This is a genomic window from Kitasatospora sp. NPDC101447, assembly GCF_044767225.1.
GTDB lineage: Bacteria > Actinomycetota > Actinomycetes > Streptomycetales > Streptomycetaceae > Kitasatospora.
Genome location: NZ_JBIWNL010000011.1, coordinates 185518 through 210086, shown reverse-complemented (window position 1 = coordinate 210086; position 24569 = coordinate 185518). Strand labels below are relative to the sequence as shown.

23 protein-coding genes are annotated in these 24569 nt (G+C 75.3%); 9 read left to right on the top strand and 14 right to left on the bottom strand.

Annotated elements, in window-relative coordinates:
- Positions 1-46: 46 nt before the first annotated feature.
- Positions 47-544, top strand: a complete 498-nt coding sequence (locus ACIRST_RS18445) for a hypothetical protein (protein WP_350520902.1) — start codon at positions 47-49, stop codon at positions 542-544.
- Positions 545-559: 15 nt separating this feature from the next.
- Here ACIRST_RS18445 and ACIRST_RS18440 read toward each other — a convergent pair whose 3' ends face one another.
- The gene (locus tag ACIRST_RS18440) at positions 560-1912 is read right to left on the bottom strand and encodes a streptophobe family protein (RefSeq protein ID WP_402803131.1); all 1353 of its coding nucleotides are present in this window, start codon (positions 1910-1912) and stop codon (positions 560-562) included.
- 201 nt (positions 1913-2113) lie between these two features.
- Here ACIRST_RS18440 and ACIRST_RS18435 point away from each other — a divergent pair, with 201 nt between their 5' ends.
- Both ACIRST_RS18435 and ACIRST_RS18430 read left to right on the top strand, forming a co-directional pair.
- Positions 2114-3634, top strand: a complete 1521-nt coding sequence (locus tag ACIRST_RS18435) for a DUF6777 domain-containing protein (RefSeq protein WP_402803130.1) — start codon at positions 2114-2116, stop codon at positions 3632-3634.
- Between the two features lie 249 nt (positions 3635-3883).
- Positions 3884-4711: a nucleotidyltransferase domain-containing protein gene (locus ACIRST_RS18430; RefSeq protein WP_350520905.1), complete on the top strand. Its 828-nt coding sequence runs from the start codon at positions 3884-3886 to the stop codon at positions 4709-4711.
- Positions 4712-4812: 101 nt separating this feature from the next.
- Here the strand turns inward: ACIRST_RS18430 and ACIRST_RS18425 are convergent, their stop codons facing one another.
- Together ACIRST_RS18425 and ACIRST_RS18420 are read right to left on the bottom strand one after the other, a co-directional pair.
- Entirely contained in the window at positions 4813-6564 is a 1752-nt protein-coding gene (locus ACIRST_RS18425; protein WP_402803129.1) for an LCP family protein, read from the bottom strand.
- Positions 6557-7183, bottom strand: coding sequence for a DUF6542 domain-containing protein (locus ACIRST_RS18420; RefSeq protein ID WP_402803128.1), 627 nt, complete (start codon positions 7181-7183; stop codon positions 6557-6559). Before ACIRST_RS18420 ends, ACIRST_RS18425 begins: the two co-directional genes overlap by 8 nt.
- A 258-nt stretch (positions 7184-7441) precedes the next feature.
- On the opposite strand from ACIRST_RS18420, the gene ACIRST_RS18415 reads away from it, so the two are divergent.
- The gene (locus ACIRST_RS18415; protein WP_402803127.1) at positions 7442-7648 is read left to right on the top strand and encodes an antitoxin; all 207 of its coding nucleotides are present in this window, start codon (positions 7442-7444) and stop codon (positions 7646-7648) included.
- Between the two features lie 74 nt (positions 7649-7722).
- Positions 7723-8412 carry a lytic transglycosylase domain-containing protein gene (locus tag ACIRST_RS18410; RefSeq protein ID WP_402803126.1) on the top strand — a complete coding sequence of 230 codons (690 nt, stop codon included), beginning with the start codon at positions 7723-7725 and terminating at the stop codon, positions 8410-8412.
- Between the two features lie 104 nt (positions 8413-8516).
- Here ACIRST_RS18410 and galE read toward each other — a convergent pair whose 3' ends face one another.
- From galE to ACIRST_RS18385, 5 genes are all read right to left on the bottom strand, one after another.
- Entirely contained in the window at positions 8517-9530 is a 1014-nt protein-coding gene (galE, locus tag ACIRST_RS18405; RefSeq protein ID WP_402803125.1) for a UDP-glucose 4-epimerase GalE, read from the bottom strand.
- Positions 9531-9663: 133 nt separating this feature from the next.
- Complete coding sequence (locus ACIRST_RS18400; RefSeq protein ID WP_350520911.1) at positions 9664-10335, bottom strand: hypothetical protein; 672 nt, start codon at positions 10333-10335, stop codon at positions 9664-9666.
- Positions 10336-10533: 198 nt separating this feature from the next.
- Positions 10534-12747 carry an RICIN domain-containing protein gene (locus ACIRST_RS18395; protein ID WP_402803124.1) on the bottom strand — a complete coding sequence of 738 codons (2214 nt, stop codon included), beginning with the start codon at positions 12745-12747 and terminating at the stop codon, positions 10534-10536.
- Positions 12748-13079: 332 nt separating this feature from the next.
- A complete protein-coding gene (locus ACIRST_RS18390; RefSeq protein ID WP_402803123.1) occupies positions 13080-13517 on the bottom strand; it encodes a hypothetical protein in 438 nt (145 codons plus the stop codon).
- 96 nt (positions 13518-13613) lie between these two features.
- Positions 13614-14381 (bottom strand): sigma 54 modulation/S30EA ribosomal C-terminal domain-containing protein, encoded by a 768-nt coding sequence (locus ACIRST_RS18385; RefSeq protein ID WP_350520914.1) that lies wholly within the window; start codon positions 14379-14381, stop codon positions 13614-13616.
- A 332-nt stretch (positions 14382-14713) separates the two neighbouring features.
- On the opposite strand from ACIRST_RS18385, the gene ACIRST_RS18380 reads away from it, so the two are divergent.
- Positions 14714-17194, top strand: coding sequence for a cytochrome P450 (locus tag ACIRST_RS18380; RefSeq protein WP_402803122.1), 2481 nt, complete (start codon positions 14714-14716; stop codon positions 17192-17194).
- A gap of 97 nt (positions 17195-17291) precedes the next feature.
- Here the strand turns inward: ACIRST_RS18380 and ACIRST_RS18375 are convergent, their stop codons facing one another.
- From ACIRST_RS18375 to ACIRST_RS18365, 3 genes are all read right to left on the bottom strand, one after another.
- Positions 17292-17435, bottom strand: a complete 144-nt coding sequence (locus ACIRST_RS18375; protein WP_350520916.1) for a DUF6126 family protein — start codon at positions 17433-17435, stop codon at positions 17292-17294.
- Between the two features lie 44 nt (positions 17436-17479).
- Positions 17480-17824 carry a metalloregulator ArsR/SmtB family transcription factor gene (locus ACIRST_RS18370; RefSeq protein WP_350520917.1) on the bottom strand — a complete coding sequence of 115 codons (345 nt, stop codon included), beginning with the start codon at positions 17822-17824 and terminating at the stop codon, positions 17480-17482.
- Positions 17825-18073: 249 nt separating this feature from the next.
- A complete protein-coding gene (locus tag ACIRST_RS18365; RefSeq protein ID WP_402803121.1) occupies positions 18074-18559 on the bottom strand; it encodes a hypothetical protein in 486 nt (161 codons plus the stop codon).
- A 221-nt stretch (positions 18560-18780) separates the two neighbouring features.
- Here ACIRST_RS18365 and ACIRST_RS18360 point away from each other — a divergent pair, with 221 nt between their 5' ends.
- Entirely contained in the window at positions 18781-19497 is a 717-nt protein-coding gene (locus ACIRST_RS18360; protein ID WP_402803119.1) for a polysaccharide deacetylase family protein, read from the top strand.
- Positions 19498-19562: 65 nt separating this feature from the next.
- On the opposite strand, the gene ACIRST_RS18355 is transcribed toward ACIRST_RS18360, so the two are convergent.
- Positions 19563-20711, bottom strand: a complete 1149-nt coding sequence (locus ACIRST_RS18355; protein ID WP_402803118.1) for a glycoside hydrolase family 3 N-terminal domain-containing protein — start codon at positions 20709-20711, stop codon at positions 19563-19565.
- A 189-nt stretch (positions 20712-20900) separates the two neighbouring features.
- Between ACIRST_RS18355 and ACIRST_RS18350 the strand changes: the two genes are divergently transcribed.
- On the top strand, positions 20901-21344 hold the full coding sequence (locus ACIRST_RS18350) for a hypothetical protein (RefSeq protein WP_402803117.1): 444 nt from the start codon (positions 20901-20903) through the stop codon (positions 21342-21344).
- Here ACIRST_RS18350 and ACIRST_RS18345 read toward each other — a convergent pair.
- Both ACIRST_RS18345 and ACIRST_RS18340 read right to left on the bottom strand, forming a co-directional pair.
- Positions 21313-22029, bottom strand: coding sequence for a hypothetical protein (locus ACIRST_RS18345; RefSeq protein WP_402803116.1), 717 nt, complete (start codon positions 22027-22029; stop codon positions 21313-21315). The genes ACIRST_RS18350 and ACIRST_RS18345 overlap by 32 nt on opposite strands.
- 124 nt (positions 22030-22153) lie before the next feature.
- The gene (locus ACIRST_RS18340) at positions 22154-23680 is read right to left on the bottom strand and encodes a PLP-dependent aminotransferase family protein (protein ID WP_402803115.1); all 1527 of its coding nucleotides are present in this window, start codon (positions 23678-23680) and stop codon (positions 22154-22156) included.
- A 29-nt stretch (positions 23681-23709) separates the two neighbouring features.
- On the opposite strand from ACIRST_RS18340, the gene ACIRST_RS18335 reads away from it, so the two are divergent.
- The gene (locus tag ACIRST_RS18335; RefSeq protein ID WP_402803114.1) at positions 23710-24567 is read left to right on the top strand and encodes a methyltransferase domain-containing protein; all 858 of its coding nucleotides are present in this window, start codon (positions 23710-23712) and stop codon (positions 24565-24567) included.
- Positions 24568-24569 lie beyond the last annotated feature (2 nt).

The window sequence follows — 24569 nt, the reverse complement described above, 5'->3', positions numbered from 1 at the left end:
ATCCGCCTGCCCCGTGACGGTCGCGGCGGCGTCTGGGGGTGGCACGGTGGCACAGTCCACGATCGGCGACAGATACGTGGTGAGCCTCGGCTGCAGGGTGAGCGTGGAGCACGGACCCACCACGACGAGGGTCAGGTGGAGCGTCTCCCACGTGCCGCAGGGCGGCGCGCCGCGGCCCGCCGAGGGGGACCGCGACATCGCCCTCATCTGCCCGCGGTGCCTCCGGGCGTTCTCCGTCCGGGTGGAGAGCGCCGCCCGGGCGAGGGCCAAGCAGCTGGTGCACCGGGCGCTGGGCTGGCTGCTGCTGCTCTCGCTGCTGGCCACCGTCCCGATGCTGATCCACCTGGGCGGCCAGACCGTCGAGGAGGGCGACGACCGGAGCACCCAGAACATCGGGCTGCTCTTCGCCCTGGCCGCCGCGGGCGTGATCATCGGCCCCTCGCTGCTGTTCAGCGCGAAGATGCACAGCGGCGTCAGGAAGCTCCGGCACGTCCGCGACGACGGCACCAGGACCGCCCTGGTCCAGGGCCACCGGCTGTTCTGAGCCCCGGCCGGCCCGTCAGCTCTCGGCCGGCTCCTCCTCGGTGACCTCTCCCCGGTGCCGCACCCGGGTGGCGAGCAGCGCGCCGAGGGCGCCGGTGACCAGGCCCCAGCCCGCCGCGAGCGGGACGGCCGTCCACAGCGAGGGGCGCAGCGTGAGGCTGCCGCTGCCGAGGCCGGCCACCGGGTTGGAGCCGCCGAGGACGGAGCCGATCAGATCGTCCAGGCCACCGCCCTCGCCGAGGCCGACGCCGAGCACGGAGAGCCCGTACTCGGCGTCCATCCGGGTCCACAGGCCCACCAGCAGCATGGTGACGGCGGCGGCCAGCGCGAACCGGACGGCGTGCTGCCAGAGCCGGACGGTGCGGGGCGAACGGCGGGCCGCGAGGAAGGCGGCCGCGAGCAGCACGACGGCGGCCAGCGGCAGCAGCCACCAGGCGCGCGCGTCCTGGTCGGCCAGGGTGCCGAGGTCGACCGTCGCCTCCTGTCCGTCCGGCACGCGCAGCACCTCGGCGAGCGGCTTGGGCACGGGCAGGCCGAGTGCGCCCTTCAACCGGCCGTGCCACTCGGCGCCGAGCCCGAGGCCGAAGGCCATCCAGGCGAGGTCGGGCAGCGCGAGCAGCACCACCGCCATGGTCTGCCGGGCGTTGCCGTTGACGACGGCGGTCAGCACCCCCGCCACCGCGCCGATCGCCAGGTACGCCAGCAGCACCGTCCAGAGCGCGAACGCAGCCGGTCGGACGGCGAGTTGGTGGCGCACCAGGCCGGGCGGCAGCGGCGCCCGGCGGGACACCGCGAAGGTGGCCGCGAGCACCGCCAGCAACCACGCCAGACCGATGCCGACGGTGCTCGGGCCCTCCGCGTGGAAGCCGACCTCCGGGGTCAGCCCGAGGGCGCCGCCGATCGACTGCGCGAGGTCGCCGCCGAGCGGGACGACGAAGCTGTGCCGGGCGGCGAGGGTCAGCAGGACGAGGGCGAGCACCCACAGCACGACCGTCCGGGCGAGCCGGCCCAGCAGTTCACGCCCGCCGGCCACCGCGCGGAAGCGCAGCTGACGCAGCAGCACCTCGGCCATCGTGACCGCGCCGACCACCGACACGGTCAGCGGCATCGCCGTGATCCCGGCGTCCACGGCGGCGAAGCCGCCCGCGCCGCCGTCGAGTTGGACGGACCCGCCGACGGCGAGCGCCAGCGTCGCCGCGACCACCGAGGCGAAGCCGCCGTCGGGGAGGTCGGCGGCGCCGGCCAGCCAGAGGCCGAGCGCGGCCACCGCCGCCATCGCGACCACCCCGGCCAGCACGACGGCGAGCGCGTCCAGCCAGCCGCGGACGGCGCCGGGCGGGCCCGCGGCCCGGGTCGTGGGCTGCTCCATGCCGCCTCCTGGTCGCTCGACGGGCCTCCGGCTCTCGGGCCCGCTCGGCTTCCAGGGTGGCCGACGCCCGGGGCGCACGCTCGGCGACGCCCCGGGCACCTGCTGTTGCGGCGGGCGGTGCGCCGGGAGAGAAAGGGAAGCCAGTGGCAGGAGCTTCCCGTGCCGAACGCGATCGCCGGCCGCCTGCGAAACGGAGCCTCGATGACCTCCCAACCACCGCCGTCCGGACCACCGACCGAGCCGCCGTACGGCCCTCCCTCCGGCCCCCCGTCGGGCCCGCTGGCCGGTCCGCCGTCCGGTGGCGGCACCTCCGGGCCGTCGTCCGTGCCCCCGCCGCCCTCGGGCCCGCCCGCGGACTCCGGGCCGCCCTCCGGTGGTGGCAACGGTTCCAGTGGCTCCGGGGGCCGGCCGCACCGCCCGTGGTGGCGCTCCCCGAAGGGGCTGGCGCTGGCGGCGGGCACCCTGGTGGTGGCCGTGGTGGCCACCGTGGTGATCGTCGGCAACCAGGGCAGCAAGACCGAGGCGATCCCGGCCGCCAACGAGGTCGCCCTGCAGGCGCCGGCGGACCCGGGGCCCGCCCCGTTCACCCCGTCGGTGGAAACCCAGGGGATGACGGCGCCCGCTCCCGCCACCTCGGCGGCGCAACAGCCCGGCGGTACCACCCACCCGGGCGGCGCAACGTCCGCGGGCAGTACGTCGGCCGCCCTGCACAGTGTCGAGGGCAGCTCCGCGGGGCTGTACGGCGGCGCGATGGGCAAGTCCAGCTGCGACACCGAGCGCCTGATCGGGATGGTCTCGACCGGGGACACCGGCCGTGCCTGGGCCGCCGGCGCCGGCATCGCGCAGGCCGACATTCCCGGCTACCTGCGCTCGCTCACCCCGGCGTACCTGCGGGTGGACACCCGGGTGACCAACCACAGCTACAAGGGCGGGGCCTCGGTCGAGTACCAGTCCGCGCTGCAGGCCGGGACGGCCGTCCTGGTGGACGCCCAGGGCGTGCCCAGGGTGCGCTGCGCCTGCGGCAACCCGCTGGGGCCGCCGAAGCTGATGAGCAACGCCAAGTACACCGGGAAGGCCTGGACGGGCTTCCAGCCGTCCTCGCTGATCGTGGTGGTGCCGGCGCCGCAGCCGGTGACCGCGATCGTCCTGGTGAACATCGACACCGGCGGCTGGTTCGCCCGGGCGACCGGGCAGATCCGGATCGTGGACAAGCCCGTCGAACCGCCGAAGGGCCCCCTCGCGCCGGGCGTGCCGCCGCCCGCGGTGTGGAAGCCGACCACGCCGTCGGGTTCGCCGGCCTCCGGGACCGCTTCGGGCGCCACGACGTCCGGGGCCACCACCTCGGGTGCCACGACCTCCGGGGCCACCACCTCGGGCTCGACCACCTCCGGGTCCACCACCTCGGGTGCCACGACGTCCGGCGCCACCACCTCGGGCTCGACCACCTCGGGCTCGACCACCTCCTCGGGCGGGCCGTCGTCCTCCTCGGCGACGACCTCCACGGGCACGCCGTCCGCGACGAAGTCGACGGCGAGCACCGCGCCCTCGACCGCCACCACCACGGCCACGACGGCCACGACGGCCGGCAAACCGACCACCACCGTCACATCGGCCGCGACCACCGTCACGACCAGCGCGAAGTCGACGGCCGCGGCCTGTGCGACCACGGCGCCGTCGACCCTCCCGCCGTGCCCGACCACGCAGGCGGCCACGCCGAGCTGACCGGGCGTCCGGCTCCGCCCCGCTGCCACCGTCCGACTCCCGGCCGGTGGCAGCGGCACGCCTCCGGGCCCGCCAGTGGCCGGTCCTCGGTCATCGGTCGTCGACGGCCGCCCCGGGTGCCCGTGCCGATCCCCGCGCACGCCCTCCGTGTTCGTGTGCGACGGATGCTTGCACACGGCACCGACAAGCCACCGGGTGGCCGGATATCTCGCTGGTCAGCCGGGCCGGTGGTGCGGCAGAGTGCCCCCCATGACCACCACTCAGGGCCTGGACGCCGCCGGATTCATCGCCCGGGAGGGCTCGCTCACCCGCATGCCGGCGCCGTTCGCCCCGGTGGTCGGCGCGGCCCGCGAGCGGATCGCCCGCGTCTTCGGCCCCGACCGGCTGCACAGTGCCTACCTCTACGGCAGCATCCCGCGCGGCACCGCCCGCCCCGGTGTCTCCGACCTCGACCTGCTGCTCGCCCTGCACCACGAGCCCACGGCCGCGGACCGGGCCGACGCCGACGCCCTCGAAGCCGCGCTGGACGCCGAGTTCGCGCAGGTCGACGGCGTCGGCGTGCTGCTCTTCGGCACCGGCACCCTGCTGAGCGAGCTCGAACGGCACGATCTGGGCTGGTTCGTGGCCTGCCTGTGCACCCCGCTGCTCGGCGTGGACCTCGCCACCCGGCTCCCCCGCTACCGGCCCACCTCCCTGCTCGCCCGGGAGACCAACGGCGACCTCGCCCTGGCCCTCCCCGGCTGGCGCAAACGCGCGGCCGCCGCCACCACGGACGCCGAACTCCGCGCCCTCACCCGCGCGGTCACCCGCCGCATCGTCCGCACCGGCTTCACCCTGGTGATGCCCCGCTGGGGCGGCTGGACCAGCGACCTCACCGCCTCCGCCGAGGCCTTCGCCGCCTACTACCCGGAGCACGCCGACCGGATGCGCCTGGCCGCCGCCACCGCCCGTACTCCGGCCGCTGACCGCGCTCCCGCCGTGGACCGGGGCGTCCTCACCATGCTCATCGACGACCTGGGCCCGTGGCTCGCGGCCGAGTACACCGCCGTGCACGGCGAGAAGGCACCCCGCCCCTGACCCGCGCCGCCGCCGGACGGCCCGACCGGACGGGGCCGATCAGACCGGCCGGGCCGCCCGACCGGACGGGCCCGACCAGCGGCGGCGGGGCCACGATGCCCTCAGTCCACGCAGGGGATCCCGCCCGCCTTCACCGGCGGCCCCTGCATCGGCAGGCCCGCCGCCGGGTCGCCGGACGGGGCGCCCGTCGCGGCGGCGCCCGGGGGCACGGCGGTGGGGGCCGGGGTGCGGGCGGCGGCGAGGGTGAGCAGGATGTGGCCGGGCGCAACCGTGCCGGAGGGTGCGGCGGTGACCCCGTAGCGGCCCGCGAGCTGCTGGGCGTCGGCCTTCGCACCGCTTCCGTAGGCGACGGTGGTGACCTTGGTCCTGGCCGGGGCGTCGCCGATCCTGCCCGCCTGGTAACCGAGTTCGGCCAGCGCCTTGGACTCGTTGGAGGCCGCGCCGGCGCCGGCCGCCGCGTTGACGTCGACCACCGCCTTCGCTTGCCCGCTCGGCTCGCTCCGCGCAGCGGACGCGGTCGTCGCGGCCGACGCGGAGGCGGCGGGAGCGGCGCCCGCGTCGCCCGGTGCGTCCCCGGCGGGAGCGGCCGCGGCGGCCGGATCGTGGTTGAACAACTGCCGGACGATCTTCTTGATCAGGTCCGGGTTGACGGTGTTGACCTCCTGCCCGCCGACCGTCCTGAACCCGGCGATCGGCAGGGTGTTGAACTCGACGTTGCCGCCCGTCAGGTTGGGCGCCTGCTGGGCGAAGTCGAGGATGTTCCACTCGTTGTCGATGACGACGTCCTTCTTCACCACCCCGAACAGCTTCTGCATCTGCCCGAAGTCGTTCAGGATCCCCTGCTGCTTGAGCTTGTACTCGACGGAGGAGATGAACGCCTGCTGCCGGTGGGTGCGGTCGAGGTCGCCGTTGGCGAGGTGGTGGCGCTGGCGGACGAAGGAGAGCGCCTGGGCGGCGTTGAGGGAGCTGATCCCGGCGGGCAGTTTGAGGCCGGTGCCGCCGCCCTCGTGGGTGGCGGTCCGGGCGGTGATCGGATCGTCCACCGGGTGGTTGAGGCAGACCTGGATCGGCTCCACCGCCTTGGCGATGTCGTAGAAGCCGATCAGGTTCACCTCCGCGAAGTGGTCGATCGGGACGTCCAGGAGGCTCTGCACGGTCTGGATGGTGGCCGAGCGGCCGGCCTCCCGGCTCTGCCGCTCCAGGTCCGCCTTGGAGAGCCCCTTGCCGGCCAGCTTCAGCTCGGCGGCGTCCTTCGCGATGCCGTACGCCTCCTTGATCTTGTGCATCCTGCCGTCGGCGCCGACGGTCTGCACGTAGTCGTCGCGCGGGACGGACAGCGCGGAGACCTTGCCGCCGTTGGCCGGGATGTGCAGCACGATCAGGGCGTTGGTGTTGTAGCCGCCGATCCCGCTGGAGCCCGCGTGCAGTTCGTCCTCCACGAACTGCTTGGGCAGGTCGTTGCCGTCCATGTCCTTGCGGCTGTCCAGACCGATCAGCAGCAGGTTGACGGACTTGTCGAGGTGCGGCGGGGCGTTCTTCTTCGCCTCGCTCAGCGCCATGGACTTGATCATGCCGTCGTCCAGGCTGCGGTACTCGTACCAGGTGAAGCCGCTGGCCCCGAGCACCGCGATGGAGACGGCGCAGGCCAGGGTGCGCCCGGCGACGGTCAGCGGGGCGGGGCCGCGATCCTGGGCCCGACCGCGCGGGCCGCCGGCCCGGCCGGCACCAGCGGCCCCACCGGCAGGAGGGGCACCACCGGTACGAGCACTGCCGTCGGTACGAGGGGCACCACCGGTACGACCGGGGACACCGGAACGGCCCGCGCCCCGGCCCCGGTTGTTGCGTTCAGCCACGACGGCTCCCCCCGGTCGGGGCGCCCGGACCGTCGGGTCGTCGCCGGTCGGGCACGGCCCGGCGGCGGTCGGCCACCGCCCGGCCGACGACCACCGCCAGCGCCACCCCCACCGCGGCGGCCATCACCGGGAACGCCTCGACGACCCAGCGCAGCGTGCCGGTCCCCAGGTTCCTGCCCCGGTACTTGTCGGGGTGCGCCGCGAACTCCACGCCCGCCGCGGCGAGCAGCACCACGACCGGAGCGGCCGTCACCACCCACCACCGGCCCGGCCGGCTGCACAGCGCCGCCGCGACGCCCGTCCCGAGCACCGAGCCGGCCGCGAACAGCAGGCCGACGCCGGGCCCGCCCGACTCGTCCGCGACAGCGCCCAGTACGGGCAGCCCGACCGCGGAGCACGCGGCCACCAGACCGCCGCGCCGACGCGCCTGCTGCCGGCGGCGCGCCGCCCCCGTCCGCGGTGCCCGCGCCGACGGCTCCGCGCCGGCGTGAGCGGCGTGCGCGGCGTCCACCGGGCCTCCCGGGGCTCCGGCCACCCGGGAGCGCTGGGCGGGGAAGGCACGGTCCTCGGGGCGCGGTCCCGCGTCCTGGTACGGCGTTCTCGCCCGCTGGCCGGCCATGCGCACTTCCCTCGATCGTTGCGGCTGCGGCGACGCGATCGCACCGCCGCGGTCGCCGGGACGCCTTCGGTCCCGGCGACGGACCCGTCTTCTACACCTCTGTAGAAGTAGGGCTGGAGCATACAAACCCATCTCACCAAAGTCACCCGCCGCCGACCGGCAGCAGGCGAACCGTTCGGTCGGCCGTCGTTAGGATGGTCATGATCCCCGCCACGTCGGCACACCATCAGGAACGCATCAGAGGAGCAGAGCGTCACCATGCTTGAGGGTCCGAAGAACCTGGCGGACAAGGCAACCGACCTCGCCCGCGAGCACGGTGACGTGATCGGGAAGGGCCTGGAGAAGGTCGGCGACGCGATCGACGACCGCACGGACGGCAAGTACAGCGGGCAGATCGACACCGGCGTCGAGAAGGCGAAGGACTTCCTCCGCACCCTCGACGGCGACCACGGGAGCGCCGAGTAACCTGCCGACGGAAGGCGGTCGACCGTACGGCGGTCGAACGGGCGCACGGGCGAAACGGGGAGGGACCGGCAGCGGTGAGCGAGGAACAGAAGGGCCCGGGCTGGGGGCGCTGGCTGGTGATCGGCGTCGTGGTCGTGGCCGGACTGGGCCTCGTCCGCGGCAACGGCCACGACGGCGCGACCTCCGCCGACCCCACGCCGTCCGCCGCGGCGTCGTCGGCGCCGACGTCCGGCGGCGCACCGTCGGCCGCCCCCTCGGCCGCACCGTCGAAGGCCTCGGGCCGCTACGACCCCGCCGACTACGCCGCGCCGGTGCGCCGGTTCGCCGCCGAGGCCGGGGTCAACCCGCAGCTGCTGATGGCGATCCTCTACAACGAGGCGTACAAACCGCACGACCCCGAGCTCGAACGGGCCTGGCAGCGCAGCAAGCCGGACGCCTCCTTCGGCATCGCCAACATGCACCGGGCCGCGTTCGACGACACCAAGCCCGGCCGCCCCTTCGCCTCCCGCCGGTGGGAGGAGCTCCCGGACGACCGCGACCTCGCCGTCCAGGCCGCGGCGTGGCACCTGCACGACCTCGCCGAGCAGCTCCCGGCCCACCCGGGCGTGTCGCTGAGCCGCGACGAACTCGTCGCCCTCGGCTACAACGCGGGCGCGGGCAACATGCTGGCCTTCGCCCGGGGCGTCAAGATCGGCTCCCAGGCGCAGTCCTACCTGGACCGGCTGCGCGACAACTGGACGAAGTCCGGCGAGGCCGTGAAGTAGGCCGCGCCGCCGGGCCCGTGGGGTGGAGCGGGCGGGGCCCGCCCCCGTCCGCCCGGCACGCGGCGACGGGCGGTACGCGGGCGGGCCCCGGGACTGCCGACCGGTCAGACGCCCAGGCGGGCGGCCCACTTGGCGCGCCAGGCGAGCGCGTCGGCGACCGCCTCGGCGATGCCGCGGCGCGGCTGCCACTCCAGCAGCTCGCGGGCGGTGTCGACGGCGGCGTAGCAGCCGATCACGTCGCCGGGGCGCGGGCCCGCCTCGCGGACGTCGAGCCGGGCGCCGACGGCCTCCTCGAAGGCGGCGATCAGCTCGCGGACGGTGGTGCCGTCGCCCGTCCCGACGTTGATCACGCGGTAGCGGTCCGCCGCACCCGGGGCGACCACCCCGTCGAACCGCAGCAGCGCCGCGACGTGCGCCTCGGCGAGGTCCTGGACGTGGACGTAGTCGCGGATGCCGGAGCCGTCGCGGGTCGCCCAGTCGACGCCGGTCACGGTGAACGGCGCGCCGGTGGTGTGCGCCTCGATCAGCTTGCCGAGGGCGTGGGTGGGGTTGAGGTCCTGCAGTCCGGTGCGCAGCTGCGGGTCGGCACCGATCGGGTTGAAGTAGCGCAGGGCGATGACCCGCTGCCGTTGGGCCCCCTCGCCGCGGGTCCAGTCCTGGAGCACCTGCTCCATCATCTGCTTGGTGCGCGCGTACGGGCTGTTGGCGTCGACCGGGCAGCTCTCGTCGACGCGGGCGTCGGGGGTGGGCGCGTAGATGGAGGCGGAGCTGCTGAAGACGACGCGGGTGCAGCCGTGCCGCTGGAGGGACTCCAGGAGTTCGACGGTCTTGGCGACGTTCTCCCGGTAGTAGTACAGGGGCTTGGCCACGGACTCCGGTACGACGATCTTCGCGGCGCAGTGCACGGTGGCGTCGATGTCCGGGTGGTCGGCGAAGATCCGGTCGAGCAGGGCGGCGTCGGCGATGTCGCCCCGGTAGAAGATCCGGTCCTCGACGAACTCGGCCCGGCCCTTCGAGAGGTCGTCCAGCACGACCGGGGTGATCCCCCGGTCGAGCAGGGCGGACGCCACCGTGCTCCCGATGAACCCCGCCCCGCCGGTGATCAGCACCTTCTTCATCCGCGGACGCTCCCTTGCGATCGGCCGGGCGCCCGGTGGCGCCCGATGACCGAGGAGGACGTCGGTTCGTGCCCTGCTGGTTCCCCGGCGGGGCGCCCCGACGGCCGGGGGCGAGCGGCTGCGGGCCGGCGGCTCAGGCCCGGCGGCGACGGAACCAGAGGCCGGCACCGGTCAGCAGGACGACCGCGACGGCGGTGCCGACGGCGGCCCAGGTGGTGGCGTCGGAGGTGGTCTCGTGCGCGGTGGCGGCCGTGGTCTCGCGGACGGGTCCGGCGGTGGCCCCCTGCGTGGCGGCGGGGCCGGAGGTGGCGGACCGGGTGGGAACGGGCGCCGGGGTCGGGGCGGTCCCGGAGCCCGTCCCCCGGGTCGGGCCGGCGGTCGGCTGGGGCGGCGTCGGGTGGGCCGCGGTGCCCGCGGGCACCGGGTCGTCGATCGCGGTCGCGTCGACGTCGAGCTCGCGCTGGGCGTGCCCCAGCGAGGGGAACGCGCACTCCACGGTCACCGTCCAGTGCCCGGCGGGGACGATCTCCCGGGTGGTGTACGTCCCCGGCTGACCCGGGACGGCGACCAGGCGCCAGGGCCCGACGGCACGGCCGTCCGCGGCGGTGGCGGAGAGCGTTCCGGCGAACTCCTCGGTGACCGGGTCGTGGTCGTTCTCCCAGGTGGCGACGGTGCTGACGTGGCCGTTCTGCTGGCCGGTGACGTCGAGGTGGACGGTGTCGCCGTGGGAGACCGCGGGCGTGGCGGCGGCGAGGACGGCGGCCGCGGCCAGGACGGCGGCGGCGAGGATCGAGCGGGTTCGCATGGCGGGACTCCTCGTGGCGGTGTGGGGAACGGGCGCGGGAAGCGGTGAGCCGGGCGCGGCCGCCACTGGGTCAGTGGCGGCCGCGCCCGGCGTGTCGGTCCGAACGGCGCACGGGCTCGGCGACTTTCGGCCGGCGGCTGTCGGCCGCCGACTAGCGAGCCGGTCCGACGGGCCCGCGGGCCGGCGATCCGGCCGGCATCACGAGGTCTTCAGCAGCGACCAGTTCTGGTACGGCTTGCCGTTCGGCTGCTGCAGCTCCAGCAGCCAACCGCCGTAGTACCAACGGTTGCTGAGCCCCAGCGCCAGCGAGCCGCCGTCCGCCGTCACGGTGAAACCGCCGTCACCGGCGTTGAGCTGCCACTTCTGCGCGGCGGCGTCCGAGCACGGCTGCTGGGCCACGTACTGGCCGGCGACCGCGGCACCGCCGAGCTGCAGGCACTTGTTGGAGCGCACGGACTTGATCCGCACCGCGCCGTTCCCGGCGTCCTCGAACTGCCACTTCTGGTTGGCGTAGCCGGTGCGCTGGTAGGCGATGGCCACGGTGCCGTCGTTCATCGAGCTGCCCCACAGGTCGGCCGCCTGGCCGGTGAGGCTGTTGACCATGGTGTAGCTCGCACCCGGCTGCGGGCGGCCCGCGTCGGTGACGGTGCGGAAGGTGGCGGCGCGGCCGGGCTTGCCGACCGCACCGGCGGCGTCGCGGACGGCGACGGCCACGGTGTACGAGGTGCCGGGGGCGAGGCGGACCACGCCGACCACGGTCGAGTGGACGGTGCCGATGGTCTGGCCGTTCAGCAGGACGTCGTAGCCGGCGGCGGCGGGAGCCGCCTTCCAGCTCAGCATCACGGAGTTCTGGGTGATCTGGCTGACGCCCACGTCAGGGCCGCCGGTGCCGGTCGTCGACGTCGGAGTCGGGGTCGGGGTCGGCGTCGGGGAGCCGGTCGGCGTGGGGGTGGTGCCGCCGGTGGGCGTCGGGGTCGGAGTGGGCGTGCGGGTCGGCGTGGCCGTCGGAGTCGGGGTCGGAGTGGGCGTGGGCGTCGGGTTCGGGTTGCTGCCGCCGCCGGAGATGAGGAAGCGGTTGTTGGCGACGTTCCAGTGCGTGGTGAGGTAACTGCCCGGCGCGGGCGAGGTGTTGTAGTAGTCGTCGTGGTTGCAGTCGAGCCGGTCGTCATGGGCGCGGTCCGGGCAGACGGTCCGCATCTGCGGGTAGTTGGGTGCGTCCGAGTAGCACATGATGTCCCACTCGTCGACGCAGTGCCCGGCCTTGCTGGAGTTGGGGGCGCTGTTGTTCACCGCACCCAGGTTGTGGCCGAGTTCGTGCGCCGCGGTGCTGCCGCTCCAGCAGCCGGAGTCGGTCCGGCCGTACGAGGGACCGAAGTTGCTGAGGTTGTCCTGGCTGGGGCGCTCGTCCCCGGCGAAGGTGCCGATCCCGCAGTACACCTTGGCGTCGGTGAACATCATGTACTTGCGGTCCTTGCGGTTGAACCCCTGCGCGGCCAACGCCCGGTTGCTCGCGTTGAAGTCCTGGATCTCGGAGTCGGAGATCTGCACGTTCAGCACGGACGCGGTGCAGTCGGACTCGGTGACGAAGCGGACGTGCCGCTCGCCGCCGGTCTCCGCGGCACTGGCGTTGTAGATGACGTCGACGTCGGCGGCCCACTTCTTGAACGAGGGCAGGTACTGGGCGAAGCGGTCGTTGCCCGGCGAGTGCACGTACACCACCTGGACGCGGTTGCCGCTGCTGCCGTCACCGTCACAGAGGACCTTGGACCCGGCGGGCGCCGTGGGAGCGGCCGGCGAGGCGTCCGCGGCGGCGCTGCCCGAGCCTCCGAGCAACGTCTTCTGGGTGGCGTCCAGGACGGGCGCGCCGCCCTTCAGCAGGTCGGCGGCGGCCGGCGGCTGGGCACCGGCCGACGGGGTGAGCGCGGGCGCCTGCGCGGCCGGGGCCGCGACCGGGGCGACGTCCTGACGGATGTCCACGCCCTTGGGCGGCACGTCCGGGCCGTGGCTGCACTGGGTGCTGCCGGTGACCTCCAGGGTGCCGCCGCAGCGGTCGCTGCTGGGCAGGCTCAGTCCGGCGTAGACCAGTCCGCGGTCGGGCTCGTCCTTGGGTATCGCCTTGAGCGGCGCGGCCTTCTGGTCGCGCTTCGGGGCGGGCGCCTGGGTGGCGCCCTCGGCGGTGCCGGTCTCGCCCGGCCCGCCGTCGTCGCCGACCAGTCCGGCCTGCGATCCCGAGCTGTCGACCGCGTCAGCCGCGGCCGTGACGGCGCTGTTCGCGCCCGTCGGCTCCAGCGCGGTGCGGATGCCGAGCGTCCCCGCCACCAGTCCGGCCGCCACTACTGCGGCGACCAGGACGCTCCTGCGGGTGAGCCTGCGGCGCTTGCGCCGGCGAAGCTCGCTGCTCCGGTGTCCCATCGCGTTCCTTTCCTCGTGCGACGACCCGCGCCCTGTGGTGAAGAGGGGCTCGGGCCTTCCGACACTCAGGAGAGCCAGTGGGACTGGTGGGAATAACAGAAACCTCTTGCGAATTTCTTCGACCAGTTCGACCGGGCCGTCGGCTCGGCGCGGTGGCATGCGAAGCACCGGGCGCCGGCCCGGCCGGCGGCGGGGATCGTCCGGTGCGGGTCAGGAGCCGGGGAGCGCACCCGGGGCGTGTGACGGTCGACACATGACGTGCGGCGGGTGACGGCCGGTGTGACGGTCGGTGTGTGACGGGCGGTGTGACGGCCGGTCACCCCGACACGGGATCAGGCCGCAGCCTTCTCGGCCCCCGGGCCGAAGGCCGCCGCGACCGCGGCGGCGCCGCAGCCGCCGTGCAGCCGGGCCAGGGCGCCCGCCAGGGCGACGCGGTCCCCGGTGAGCCAGAGCCGCAGGGCCGCGGAGAGCGCGGCGCTGGCCGACCCGGCGAGCGGCCCGCCGGTGCGGGCGAGCCGCTCGCCGAGCAGCGGCAGCAGGTCCGCGACCGGCGCGGGCAGCCACAGGGTCAGGGCGAAGGGCGCGGGCCGGGCCAGGACGCGCTGCAGCGGCAGGACGGACGCGTCGTCGTGCAGGGCGGGGACGATCTCCAGCAGGCCGTCCACCGCCACGTCGGACACGTCACCGCGGTGCCCGCGCGCCAGCTCGCGCAGCAGCGCCCGCTCGGCCGCGGTGATCCGGACGGTCAGCATGACCTCGTCGCAGTCCATGGTCCCGGTCCCCTGTCGTGGAGTTCGTGGAGTGGAGTACTGGCGTACTGGGAGTTCGTGGAAACCCGTGTGCGGTGGTGCCGTGCCGTTGTCGTGTCAGTTCCGTGCCGACAACAGGGTTCCTGCCCCGATCCGGCCGCCCGACACCGGCTCGATCAATCCGTAATGGCCGTCATAGCGGCGGTAGAGCACCCGGACGCGGTCGTCGCCGGGCCCGGTGTAGCCGACGAAGGGGCGGCCGCCGAGCCAGAGCCGGCGGGCCGCCTCGGCGAGTTCGAGCCGCGGCAGGGGCCGGCTGCCCGCGGCGCACGCCTCCACGACACCGCTCGACGGGCAGCGGTGCACCAGGCCGTCCCGTCCGGTCGTCACGTCCGCGAAGAGGTGGAACCGCCGGTCCAGCGCGAGCAGTTCGCGCGCGGCCTGCCCGGGGGTGCGGCGGGCGAGCAGCACGGTCTTGTGCCGGGCGATCCGCCGCCGGGCCAGCGGGCGCTCGACGTACTGCGGGCGGTAGGCGCTCTCGTACGTGACGGCGAAGCCGATGTCGCCCTGCTCGCGCAGCCGGACGGCCCGCCCCGCGAGCGTCCCCAGCACCAGGTCGACGGCCTCCCGGGCCGTTCCGGTGGCCAGCTGCACCCGCAGCGGCCCGGCGTCGTCGAGTCGGACGTCCGCCTGCGCGAGCGCGGGCCGGCTGATCGACCGGTCGCGCGCCCGGGTGAGCCGCAGCCGCAGCGCGCGGGCTCCGGGGCCGAGCGCGGTGGCCGTGTCCAGCGCCCGGGCCCTGGCATACTCGGCGTCCTCGCGCGGCAGCTCGCCGCGGATCTCCACCCGGACGTCGAGTGCGGGCCGGTGGCGCAAACGGGTCATCAGGCTCCTCCTTCTCCGCCACCATGCTGGCCCTCCCACGACCCCGCGGCGAGGGTCCAAAGACCCTGCGGCCGGGCCCCGTCGAGGACCTTCCGACCCGGGCCATCCGCGCAGGTCAGCCCGGATCTCCGGACGGGCCCGGACGACACGGCGGGATCGGCCGTTGGAGTGATCCCCGCGCGTTCGGCGCAACGCCCGTGGAACCGGCGCGTTTGCCATGGCGAGCGCCCTGGTGCGCGCGGGGTCCGCGCTGGCCGGGCCCCGAGCCGCGGTCGGCCCGCCGGTGCCCACCCGCACCGCCCGGCGCCTGCCCCTCTGTGGAAGGTTGTGTCATGACCCTGCTGACCGAGTCCCGGAAGCGGATCGTCCCCCCGAGAAGCGCGCCGCGCCCCTCCCCCCTGGCCCGGTCCGCCGTCCCGCCGCTCGCCCCCGGCGCGCTCCCCGGCCTCGGACACGCCGCCGCCCTGCTCCGCGACCCGCTCGGCTTCCTCGGCTCCCTCTCCCCCCACGGCGGCGTGGTCCGCATCCGCCTCGGTCCGCGGACCGTCTGCGTGGTCACCGACGCCCGGCTGGTCCACACCCTGCTGGTCGCCCTCGCCCACGACTGCCCGCGCGGCGCCGTCCAGGACACCCTCAAGACGGCCTTCGGCGACGGCCTGCTGATGTCCGAGGGCCAGGCCCACCGCGACCGGCGCCGGATCATCCAGCCCGCCTTCGGCCCGGACCGGATGGGCGAGTACCTGGCCGTGATGCACCGGGTCACCGAGGAGCGGGCCGGGCGCTGGCACCCCGGCCAGGTCCTGGACGTGGCCAAGGAGATGAACCACCTGGCGCTGGAGATCGTCACCCGCTCGCTGTTCGGCGCCCGGCTCAGCGAGGACGCCACCCTGGCCTTCCACCGGGCGCTGCCGGACATGGTGAAGGGCCAGATCGTCCAGTCCCTCTACCCGACCCCGTCGCTCGCCCGGCTGCCGCTGCCCGTCAACCGGCGCTTCGACGCCGCCGTGCGGGTGCTCAACCAGGTCGTCGACCAGGCCGTCAACGGCCCCACCGAGAGCCCGGGTTCGGAGGACGGACCCGGCCCTTCGCAGGAGGGACCCGGCACCCTGCCCGCCCTGCTGCGCGCCGCGACCGACCCGGCCACCGGCTGTCCGCTCACCGAGGCCGACGTCCGCTCCGAGGCGATCACCATGTTCGGCGCGGGCACCGAGACCGTCTCCACCACCCTCACCTGGCTGCTCGACGAACTGCTGCGCCACCCCGAGGTGGAGGCGCGCGTCCTGGCCGAGCTGGACGAGCACCTGCCCGCCGGCGCCGTCCCCACGCCCGCGGCGCTGGCCCGGCTCACGTACACCAGGAGCGTCACCCAGGAGGTGGTGCGCCTGCACGCGCCCAACGCCTTCCTGATGCGCACCGCCCGCGTCCCGGTCGAACTCGGCCCGTACCGGATCCCGGCCGGCACCGAGCTGCTGTACAGCCTCACCGCGCTGCACCGCGACCCGGTGCGCTACCCCGAGCCGCTCGCCTTCCGCCCCGAGCGCTGGCAGGACGGCGGCGGCGCCGGCCGGCCGTCCTTCCTGCCCTTCGGCGCAGGCAAGCACAAGTGCATCGGGGAGGCCTTCGCCTGGGCGGAGCTGACCGTCGCGGCGGCCGCGATCCTGCGCCGCTGGCGGCCGGTGGCCGTAGCGGGCTCACGGGCCCGGGAGGTGGTGTGGACGACGGTCCAGGCGCAGGGGCTGCGCGTCCGACTGGCGCCGCGCGAGCAGCGGGCGGGCGGCTCCCGGCGGGCGGCCCGCGGGGAGCGGACGGCGGACGGCCGGGGTGCGGCGTCCTCCTGCGACGAACCTGCGACAGCGGGCCGCTGTCCGTTCACCGGAGCCCCTGCGGCGAGCCCGGCGAGCCGCCCGCCCGGCGAGCTGCACGCCGCCGCACGACGACACGACGACTGGGCGGTCCGCCACGGCCTGCTCACCCCCGCGCAGCTGCCCGGCTACCGCGCCTACGCCCTGCAGGAACTGATCGGCCAGGCCTTCCCCCGCACCCGGGGCACCGAACTCGACCTGCTGCTGGACATGCTGGGCTGGTTCACCATCCTGGACGACCGCTTCGACGGCACCCCCGGACGCCGCCCCGCCGAGGCGCACGCCCTCGTGGACCCGCTGATCTCCGTCCTCGACGGCGGCGACACCCCGCCGCAGTCCCGACTCCTCGACTCCTGGCGGGAACTGTGGGACCGCCAGAGCGCCTCGATGTCACCCGCCTGGCGCGCCCGGGCGGCCCGCGAGTGGCGGGAGTGCCTGGCCACCTTCCCCGCCGAGGCCGAGCACCGCGCCCGCGGCACCGTGCCCGCCCACGGCCTCGGCCTGGCGGACACCATGCGGCTGCGCCGACACGGCAGCTGCCTCTACCCGTTCATGAACATACTGGAACGGGTCCACGACGCCGAGGCCCCCGCCGCCCTGCACGCGGATCCCGCACTGCACCGCCTGCGCGCCCACACCGCCGACGCCGCCACCCTGATCAACGACCTCTACTCGCTGGAGCGGGAGGAACGGCAGACCGCGGCCGCCTTCAACACCGTGCTCACCCTGCAGCGGGCCCGCGGCTGCACCCGCAGCCGCGCCGTCCGCGCCGTGCGGGACCGGGTGGCGGCGCTGCGCCGGGAGAGCGAGGCGCTGCGCCGCGACCTGCAGCGCCGCCACCCGGCCGGGCGCTGGTACCTGGACGGGACCAGGGAGCTCGTCGCGGGCGTGCAGGCCTGGAGCAGCACCAGCGGCCGCTACCTGGTCCCGGACGACGGGCGGCGCCGCTGAGCAACCGGCGCGGTCGGCACCCCTGAGCAGCCGGCGCGGTCGGCACCCCTGAGCAGCCGGCGCGGCCGGCGGCGCCGAGCCGGCCGCCCCGGCCGCGCTACTTCCGACCGCCGAGCGCGAACAGCAGCAGCACGAAGCCGGCGAACAGGTGCGTGGCGAAGATGTAGATGCCCGCGCGGATGAGCATCGCCTTGCGGCGCCTCTTCTCGTCGCTGGTGCCGTCGCTCGTGCTGTCGCTCATGGTGGGTGGTTCTCCTCGGATCTGTCGGACGGGCCGGGCGCGGCTCAGCGGAGCTGCCGGCCGCCGGACGCGCGCAGCTCGGTGAGCAGCGCGCCCTGGTCGGTGATCAGCTCGGTGAGGATCCTGCGCGCCGCGCGCAGCAGGTCGGCGACGTCCGGGGTGCTGAGCGCGTACACCACGGTGTTGCCCTCGCGGGTGGCCGTGACGAGCTGGGTGCGGCGGAGCACCGCGAGCTGCTGGGAGAGGTTCGACGGTTCGACCTCGATCTCCGCCAGCAGCTCGCGCACCGGCCGGGGTCCGTCCTGGAGCAGTTCCAGGACCCGGATCCGTACGGGGTGGCCGAGGGTGCGGAAGAACTCCGCCTTGGCCTGGTACAGCGGGACCGGCATCGTCCGCGCGCCTCCCTCGGGGCCGGATCGGGTCCGGCTCGGTGGTCGTCCTGGCCGGGCGGTCCGTGCCGCGGCCGGTAGGCATCATCGCGGACAGATGAAGACTTCTTCAAGTCGTCACAGCTTGACGACTCCCGGTCACCGCGCGCACGGGCGGCCCACCGCGCACCGGCGCCCGCGCCGAGGCATGCCGACGCCGAGCCCGGGACGCTGCCAACTCCCGGGCTCGGCAGTCACGGTGACGAGCCGTCAGCAGACTACAGGCACATCGACCGTGACCGGGGCCGGTCCTCGCCACATCGCCTCGACGGAGAAGGATGCGTGCACGGTCGAACCGCACGGCACCGTCGCGGTGATCCCGTCGACGCGCACCGTGCTGACCGTGAAGACGGTGCGACCGTTCACCGCGCCGAGCGAGTTGCCGCCGGCCACGTCGGCCGACAGCCGGGTGAGCAGCTCCTGCGGCGCCGGCGGCCACGGGGTGCCCGGGGACGGCGGACCGGCCAGCCCGATCTGCCCGTAGAGCACGACGCTGTCGCCGGTGACGTCGGCGCAGACCTTGGTGGACAGGCCGGCCTGGAGGCCGGACCACCCGCAGGTGGTGACGGTACCGGTGGCGGCGGGGGCGGCAACAGGGGCGGCGGCCGTCTGGGTCGCGGCGAATGCCGGCACGGGCGTCGCGAACAGGGCGACGGCGCCGGCGGCGCCCGCCGTGATCCTGGCGATGCGGTTCATGGGTTGCTCCTTGGGAGACGAGGACGGTCAGAGACAGGTGGCGTGGTACATATGACATTTCATAGGCCCACGGACAGAAACTGTGCCATGCGATTCCTATGCCCGAGTGCGTTTCACCCTTAGAAGTGCCGCCTCGACCGAAACCAGACCTTCGATGGCGCGATCACCCTCGGACGGGCGAACGCCCATAACCCGCCGGGCAACGCCCGCGTTGACCCCAGGTGAACCGACTCCGCACCGCCGCCGCAGCCGTCCTCGCCACCGTCGCCCTGCTGGCCGCCGCCCCACCGCCCGCGGCACTCCTGGGCACCGAGATCCGTCGACTCCCCACCGACGAACGCGTCCTCGCACTGACCTTCAACGCTGCCTGGAACGAGACCGGGCTCGACGCCGTCCTCACCGTCCTGCGCGACCGCGGCGTCCCGGCCGCATTCTTCCCCACCGGCGACTTCGCCGACCGCCACCCCGGAGCGGTCCGCGCCATCGCCGCCGCCGGGCACGGCCTCGGCAACCACTCCTACAGCCACCCCCACTTCTCCGCCCTCACCGCCGACCGGGCCCGCTCCGAGGTCCGGCGCGCCGACACCGCGATCCGCCGCGCGGCCGGGACGGAACCGCTGCCGTTCTTCCGCTTCCCGTACAGCGAGACCACCCCGCAGAGCATCACCACCGTCAACGAACTCGGCTACGCCGACCTGGAGTTCACCGCCGACACCAACGGCTACCTGGGCCCCGGCCACGGCATGACGGCGGACCGCGCGGTCGAACGCGCCCTCGCCGCGCTCACCCCGGGCGCCGTCCTCCAGCTCCACGTCGGCGCCACCGACGAGGGCGGGCCGGACACCTGCCTCGACGCCGAAGCGCTCCCGCGCATCATCGACGGGGCACTGGCGCGCGGCTACCGCATCATCGACCTGCGGACACTGCTCGACCGGTGAGCCCCGCCGGCGGGCCGGCCGGGCCTCGAAGCACCGGCGCCCCCGCCCGCCGGCCGCCCCGACGGTCACCCGAGCGAGGCGCGCAGGGCGTCGACCCGGGAGACGGCGGCGGTGAAGGCGCGGCGGTCGAGCCGGCCGTCGTCGAGGGCGGCGGCCAGGGCCACCGCGGCGTCCTCGGCCTGCTGCGGGTCACGGGCGGAGCAGAGCATCAGGTCCATCCCGGCCTCGGCGGCGGCCACCGCCCGGTCCCCGGTGTCCCCGTACGGGGCGAGCGCGCCGGCCTCCATGGCGTCGGTGACGGTCACGCCGTCGAAGCCGAGCCGCACGCGGAGCTCGCCCTGGATGACGGCGGGCGACAGCCCGGCCGGGCGTTCCGGGTCCAGCGCCGGGTACACCGCCCAGGAGGCCATCACCAGCCGCACGCCCGCCGCGATGGCGGACCGGTAGGGGGCCTCGTCGTGGGCCCGGATCCGCGCCAGCGGGGCGGTGAGGGTGACCGGGCCCTCGTCGGTGTTGGCCCCGCGGACGGCGGCGCCGAGGCCCGGGAAGTGCTTGGCGGTCGCGGCCACACCGAGACCCTGCTGGGCGGCGAGGAAGGCGGTGCCCAACTCGGCCACCGTGGAAGGGTCCTGGCTGTAGGAGCGCTCGGCGTGGTCGATGAAGTTGTCCGGGGTGTCGTAGACGTCGAGCACCGGGGCGAGGTTGACGTTGAGGCCGGCGTCGGCCAGGTTCCGGGCGGCTCCGATCCCGGATTCGACCGCGGCGGCCGGCGGGTTCGCAGCCGACCCGGTGCGGCGGGCGGAGAGTTCGGGCGCGCCCGGCAGTCGACGGACCTTGCCGCCCTCCTGGTCGGTCATCAGCAGCAGGGCCCGCGGCTCCGGTGCCTCGGCGGCGGCCTGCTTCAACGCGGCGACGGCCTCGGCCAGTTGGTCCGGGCCGGTGATGTTCTCACCGAACAGGATGACCCCGGCCGCGCGCCCCTCCCGGATCGTCTGCAGCACCCCGGGCGGTGGCGTCGGCCCCGCGTACGAGAGCACGATCCGCCGTCCGGCGAGCACCCGCGAGTCCTCCTGGTCCTGGGTGGCCACGGCGACGGTCCTCTCGGGGTGGGCGCTACCGGCCACGGAAGCCGATCCGACCGGTACGGGGCCGAGCGCGGCCCCCAGGGCCGTCAGCACCACTCCGAACCGGGCGGCTCGTCGGAAGGCGGCCATCACGTCTCCTGGATCGATGGGAGTGACTGGAGCGATGCAACGTCGGAGCGATGCAGCGTCGGAGCGGTTCGGTCGACGGCGGACCACGGCCCGTCAGCGTACCCGGGCCCGACCCGCCGGTTCCCTCCCCGCACCAGCTTCGTCCGGTACTCCGATCGGCGCTACACCGCAGGGCCATAGGGTGGACGCGTGTTCGACCGACTGGAGATCAGGATCCTGCCGCCGGGCCGGCGCCTCACCGCCGAGCTGCGGGTCCGCGTCAACGACGAGGACCTGGTGGCCGAGGCGGCCGGGCCCGACGGCCAGGGGCCCTGGGCCGGTCTGCTGTTCCCCGACGGCCGCCCGAGCCCGCTGCACGCGACCGGCGAACCGCACCGCGTCCGCCTGGGCGAACCGGAGTGCACCGGCGGGTGCTGCGGTTACCTCTCCGCCGAGGTGCAGCGCTTCGGGAACGTCGTCCGCTGGTCCGCCTGGGAGGTGCCTGACCAGCAGTCCCGCCCGCCGGAGTTCGACTTCGAGGCGGAGCAGTACGACGCCGAACTCGCCCGTGCCGCGGCCGACCCCTGGTGGCACGCCGCCCGGCCCGCCCCGCCCCCGGCCGTCACGACCGACGGAGCTGCGCCGGGAGCGTGAGGGCGGGCAGGCCCTCCGGCTTCCCCTCGTCGTCCACCCGGGTGTCCTCGGGGTAGCGGGCGCACTCCGCGCCGGCGCTGAGGTGGAGGTAGCCGTTCGCGTAGTCCACGGTGGCGGAGACACTGGCCGGGACCGCGTCGGCGGCGGACCCGGCGGAGCCGGAGGGCGCGACGGCGCCACCCGGCTTCGGCGGCTCCAGGACGAGCCGGACGCGGTCGGGCTCCCGGGACACGGTGACCGTCCACCCCTGGTCGTTCAGCGTTCGCTCCGCGCTCCGGACGGCGGCCTCCGCCTGCGCAGCAGTGAGCCCCCGGACGCTGAAGCCCGCGTGGATCGCGGCGGTGCGGGGCTCGTGCGGAGCGGAGTCGTCGATGCCGTCGAGGGCGTGGGCGAACCCCCGGCGGTGGCAGTCGTAGACGTCGGCCTCGACGGCCGGGGTGACCTGCGGGTCGAGCTCCGGAGCCCGCGACAGGCCGAACGCGTCGTAGGCGGCCAGGAGCCGGTCGTTCACCCGCGTCGCGGTGGCGGCCGGGTCGGCCGTCGGGTACGGCTCGCCCGCCCAGGCGCGGCCGAGGCTCCGTACGCCGAACACGACGCCGAACACCAGGGTGGTCGCCAGGCCCAGGCCGATGAACAGGTAGGCCGCGTTGCGAGCGCGTCGAGGGGTCGGGGATCCGTTCTCCATGGTCGTCATCGTGCCCGGAGCCGGCCGGCCGCCGCCTGAGTAGCCCTCCGCTTCCGTCCTGAGTACGCGTACTCGTTTGCCCGCCGGCCGGCTGCTCCGCCGGGCGGGCGTCCGGGCCGCCCGCTCACCCCGACCGGCGGAGCAGTCGGCCGAGGACGGCGACGCCCTCGGTGATGTCGGGCGGTGAGCCCGCCGCGTAGCCGAGGACGAGTCCGGGCGGGTACGGCAGCCGGGTGTGCCAGGACAGCGGCTGGACCTTCACGCCCAGGGCCAGCGCGGCGGTGGCCAACTCGGTGTCGGTGCAGCCGGGTTCCTCCGGCAGGGTGAGCATCAGGTGGAGACCGGCCGCCGCGCCGTGGACGGTGGCGCCGGGGAGGTGGGTGCGGATGGCGGCGATCATGGCGTCCCGGCGGCGCCGGTGGCGGCGGCGCAGCAGCCGCAGGTGGCGGTCGAGTTCGCCGGATTCCATCAGCCGGGCGAGGACGAGCTGCGGCAGCACCGGGTTGCCGAGGTCGGCGAAGCGTTTGGCGTCGAGGACGGCGTCCCGGAGGCGGGCCGGCACCAGCAGCCACCCGGTGCGCAGCGCGGGGGCGAGCAGTTTGGAGATGCTGCCCGCGTAGCAGACCCGGTCCGGCAGCGCGGCCCGCAGCGCCGGGACGGGCGGGCGGTCGTAGCGGTGTTCGGCGTCGTAGTCGTCCTCGATGACCAGGCCGCCCTCGGCTGCCCAGCGCAGCAGTTCCCAGCGGCGGTCGCCGCCGAGGACGACACCGGTCGGGTACTGGTGGGCGGGGGTGAGCAGGACGGCCGGCGCTCCGGTGGCGCGCAGGGCGTCGACCCGGATGCCCTCGGCGTCGACCGGCACGGGCGGGGTGGCGGCGAGCCAGTGGGCGAGGTGCTGCCGGGCGCCGAGCGAGCCGGGGTCCTCGACGGCGACCTCGGTGATGCCCGTCCGCCCGAGGGCGCGGCCGAGCAGGGCGAGGGCCTGGGCCGTGCCGGCGACGACCAGCACCTCGTCGGGGTCGGCGCGGATGCCCCGGTTGCGGGCGAGCCAGTGGGCGACGGCCCGGCGCAGCGCCGGGGTGCCGCGGACGTCACCGTAGCCGAGGTCGGGCGCGGCGAGGCCGTCGAGGACGGCGCGTTCGGCGCGCAGCCAGGCGGCGCGGGGGAAGGCGGCGAGGTCGGGCACGCCGGGGGTGAGGTCGATCCGGGCGGGGGTGCCGCGCAGCAGGTCGAACACCTCGGGGTCGGGGTCGTCCCGGAAGAGGGCGGGCGCCAGGGCGGGCGCCGTCGGCGCCGGAGGGCGGAGCGGTTCCGGGACGGGCACGGCGGGCGGGGCCGGGGCGGCGACCACGACGGTGCCGCCCCGGCCCCGTCCGGCGATCTGCCCCTCCTCGGCGAGGCGGCGGTAGGCGTCGGTCACCACGCCGCGGGAGACGCCGAGTTCGGCCGCCAGCACCCGGCTGGCGGGCAGCCGGCTGCCGGCCGGGAGCCGGCCGTCGGCGACGGCCTCGCGCAGTCGGCGGGCGAGCCAGTCGGTGAGGCCGCCCGACGGGGCGTCGGCGGTGTCGAGCTGCAGGAAGTCGGCGCCGGTCTCCCGGGGGCCTCCGGGCTCTTTGGACCTGTCGGTCGGGCTGGTTTTGGACCTGTTCACCGGACCATGGTGACGCGAGGGTGGTGGCCATGACCACGGAAACGGCCCGGCCGACACACCGGAACGAGAACGAGAACGACGGCACGACCTACGTCCACGGCTACTCGGACACCGAGGCGCGGCGCCTCGGGGACCAGGCGGACACCCTGGCCGAGTTGCTGCACGCGGGCACGGCGTACCCGGCGGGCAGCCGGGTGCTGGAGGCGGGCTGCGGGGTGGGGGCGCAGACGGTGCACCTGCTGGCCGCCGGCCCGGGGATGCTGCTGACCGCGATGGACCTCTCCGCGGACTCGCTGGCGCAGGCCCGCGCCCGGGTGGCGGCGCAGGCACCGGACGCGGACGTCAGCTGGCACCACGGCGACCTGCACCGGATGCCGTTCCCGGACGGCGCGTTCGACCATGTCTTCCTCTGCTTCGTGCTGGAGCACCTGCCCGACCCGGCGGCCGGGCTGGCCGCGCTGCGGCGGGTGCTGCGGCCGGGCGGGACGATCACGGTGATCGAGGGTGACCACGGCTCGGCCTTCTTCCACCCGCAGAGCCCGGCCGCCGGCCGCACGATCGACCACCTGGTCCGTCTCCAGGCCGCGGCGGGCGGCGACGGTCTGCTCGGCCGTCGCCTGCACCCGCTGCTGACGGCGGCCGGGTTCACGGACGTGACGGTGCGCCCGCGGGCGGTCTACGCCGACGGCGGCCGCCCCGAGCTGGCGGAGGCCTTCACGCTGCGCACCTTCGTCGCCATGGTCGAGGCGGTCCGGGCGGAGGCGCTGGCCGCCGGGCTGACCACGGCGGAGGACTTCGACCGGGGCATCGCGGACCTGCGCCGCGCGGCCGAGCCGGACGGGACCTTCCACTACACCTTCTTCAAGGCGGTCGCGGTCAACCCGTGAGG

Excerpts from the sequence above, each read along its gene's own strand:
- ACIRST_RS18440 (WP_402803131.1), bottom strand. The coding sequence starts at position 1,912 with ATGGAGCAGCCCACGACCCGGGCCGCGGGCCCGCCCGGCGCCGTCCGC.
- ACIRST_RS18435 (WP_402803130.1), top strand. The coding sequence starts at position 2,114 with ATGACCTCCCAACCACCGCCGTCCGGACCACCGACCGAGCCGCCGTAC.
- ACIRST_RS18430 (WP_350520905.1), top strand. The coding sequence starts at position 3,884 with ATGACCACCACTCAGGGCCTGGACGCCGCCGGATTCATCGCCCGGGAG.
- ACIRST_RS18420 (WP_402803128.1), bottom strand. The coding sequence starts at position 7,183 with ATGGCCGGCCAGCGGGCGAGAACGCCGTACCAGGACGCGGGACCGCGC.
- ACIRST_RS18415 (WP_402803127.1), top strand. The coding sequence starts at position 7,442 with ATGCTTGAGGGTCCGAAGAACCTGGCGGACAAGGCAACCGACCTCGCC.
- galE (WP_402803125.1), bottom strand. The coding sequence starts at position 9,530 with ATGAAGAAGGTGCTGATCACCGGCGGGGCGGGGTTCATCGGGAGCACG.
- ACIRST_RS18400 (WP_350520911.1), bottom strand. The coding sequence starts at position 10,335 with ATGCGAACCCGCTCGATCCTCGCCGCCGCCGTCCTGGCCGCGGCCGCC.
- ACIRST_RS18395 (WP_402803124.1), bottom strand. The coding sequence starts at position 12,747 with ATGGGACACCGGAGCAGCGAGCTTCGCCGGCGCAAGCGCCGCAGGCTC.
- ACIRST_RS18390 (WP_402803123.1), bottom strand. The coding sequence starts at position 13,517 with ATGGACTGCGACGAGGTCATGCTGACCGTCCGGATCACCGCGGCCGAG.
- ACIRST_RS18385 (WP_350520914.1), bottom strand. The coding sequence starts at position 14,381 with ATGACCCGTTTGCGCCACCGGCCCGCACTCGACGTCCGGGTGGAGATC.
- ACIRST_RS18380 (WP_402803122.1), top strand. The coding sequence starts at position 14,714 with ATGACCCTGCTGACCGAGTCCCGGAAGCGGATCGTCCCCCCGAGAAGC.
- ACIRST_RS18375 (WP_350520916.1), bottom strand. The coding sequence starts at position 17,435 with ATGAGCGACAGCACGAGCGACGGCACCAGCGACGAGAAGAGGCGCCGC.
- ACIRST_RS18370 (WP_350520917.1), bottom strand. The coding sequence starts at position 17,824 with ATGCCGGTCCCGCTGTACCAGGCCAAGGCGGAGTTCTTCCGCACCCTC.
- ACIRST_RS18365 (WP_402803121.1), bottom strand. The coding sequence starts at position 18,559 with ATGAACCGCATCGCCAGGATCACGGCGGGCGCCGCCGGCGCCGTCGCC.
- ACIRST_RS18355 (WP_402803118.1), bottom strand. The coding sequence starts at position 20,711 with ATGGCCGCCTTCCGACGAGCCGCCCGGTTCGGAGTGGTGCTGACGGCC.
- ACIRST_RS18345 (WP_402803116.1), bottom strand. The coding sequence starts at position 22,029 with ATGGAGAACGGATCCCCGACCCCTCGACGCGCTCGCAACGCGGCCTAC.
- ACIRST_RS18335 (WP_402803114.1), top strand. The coding sequence starts at position 23,710 with ATGACCACGGAAACGGCCCGGCCGACACACCGGAACGAGAACGAGAAC.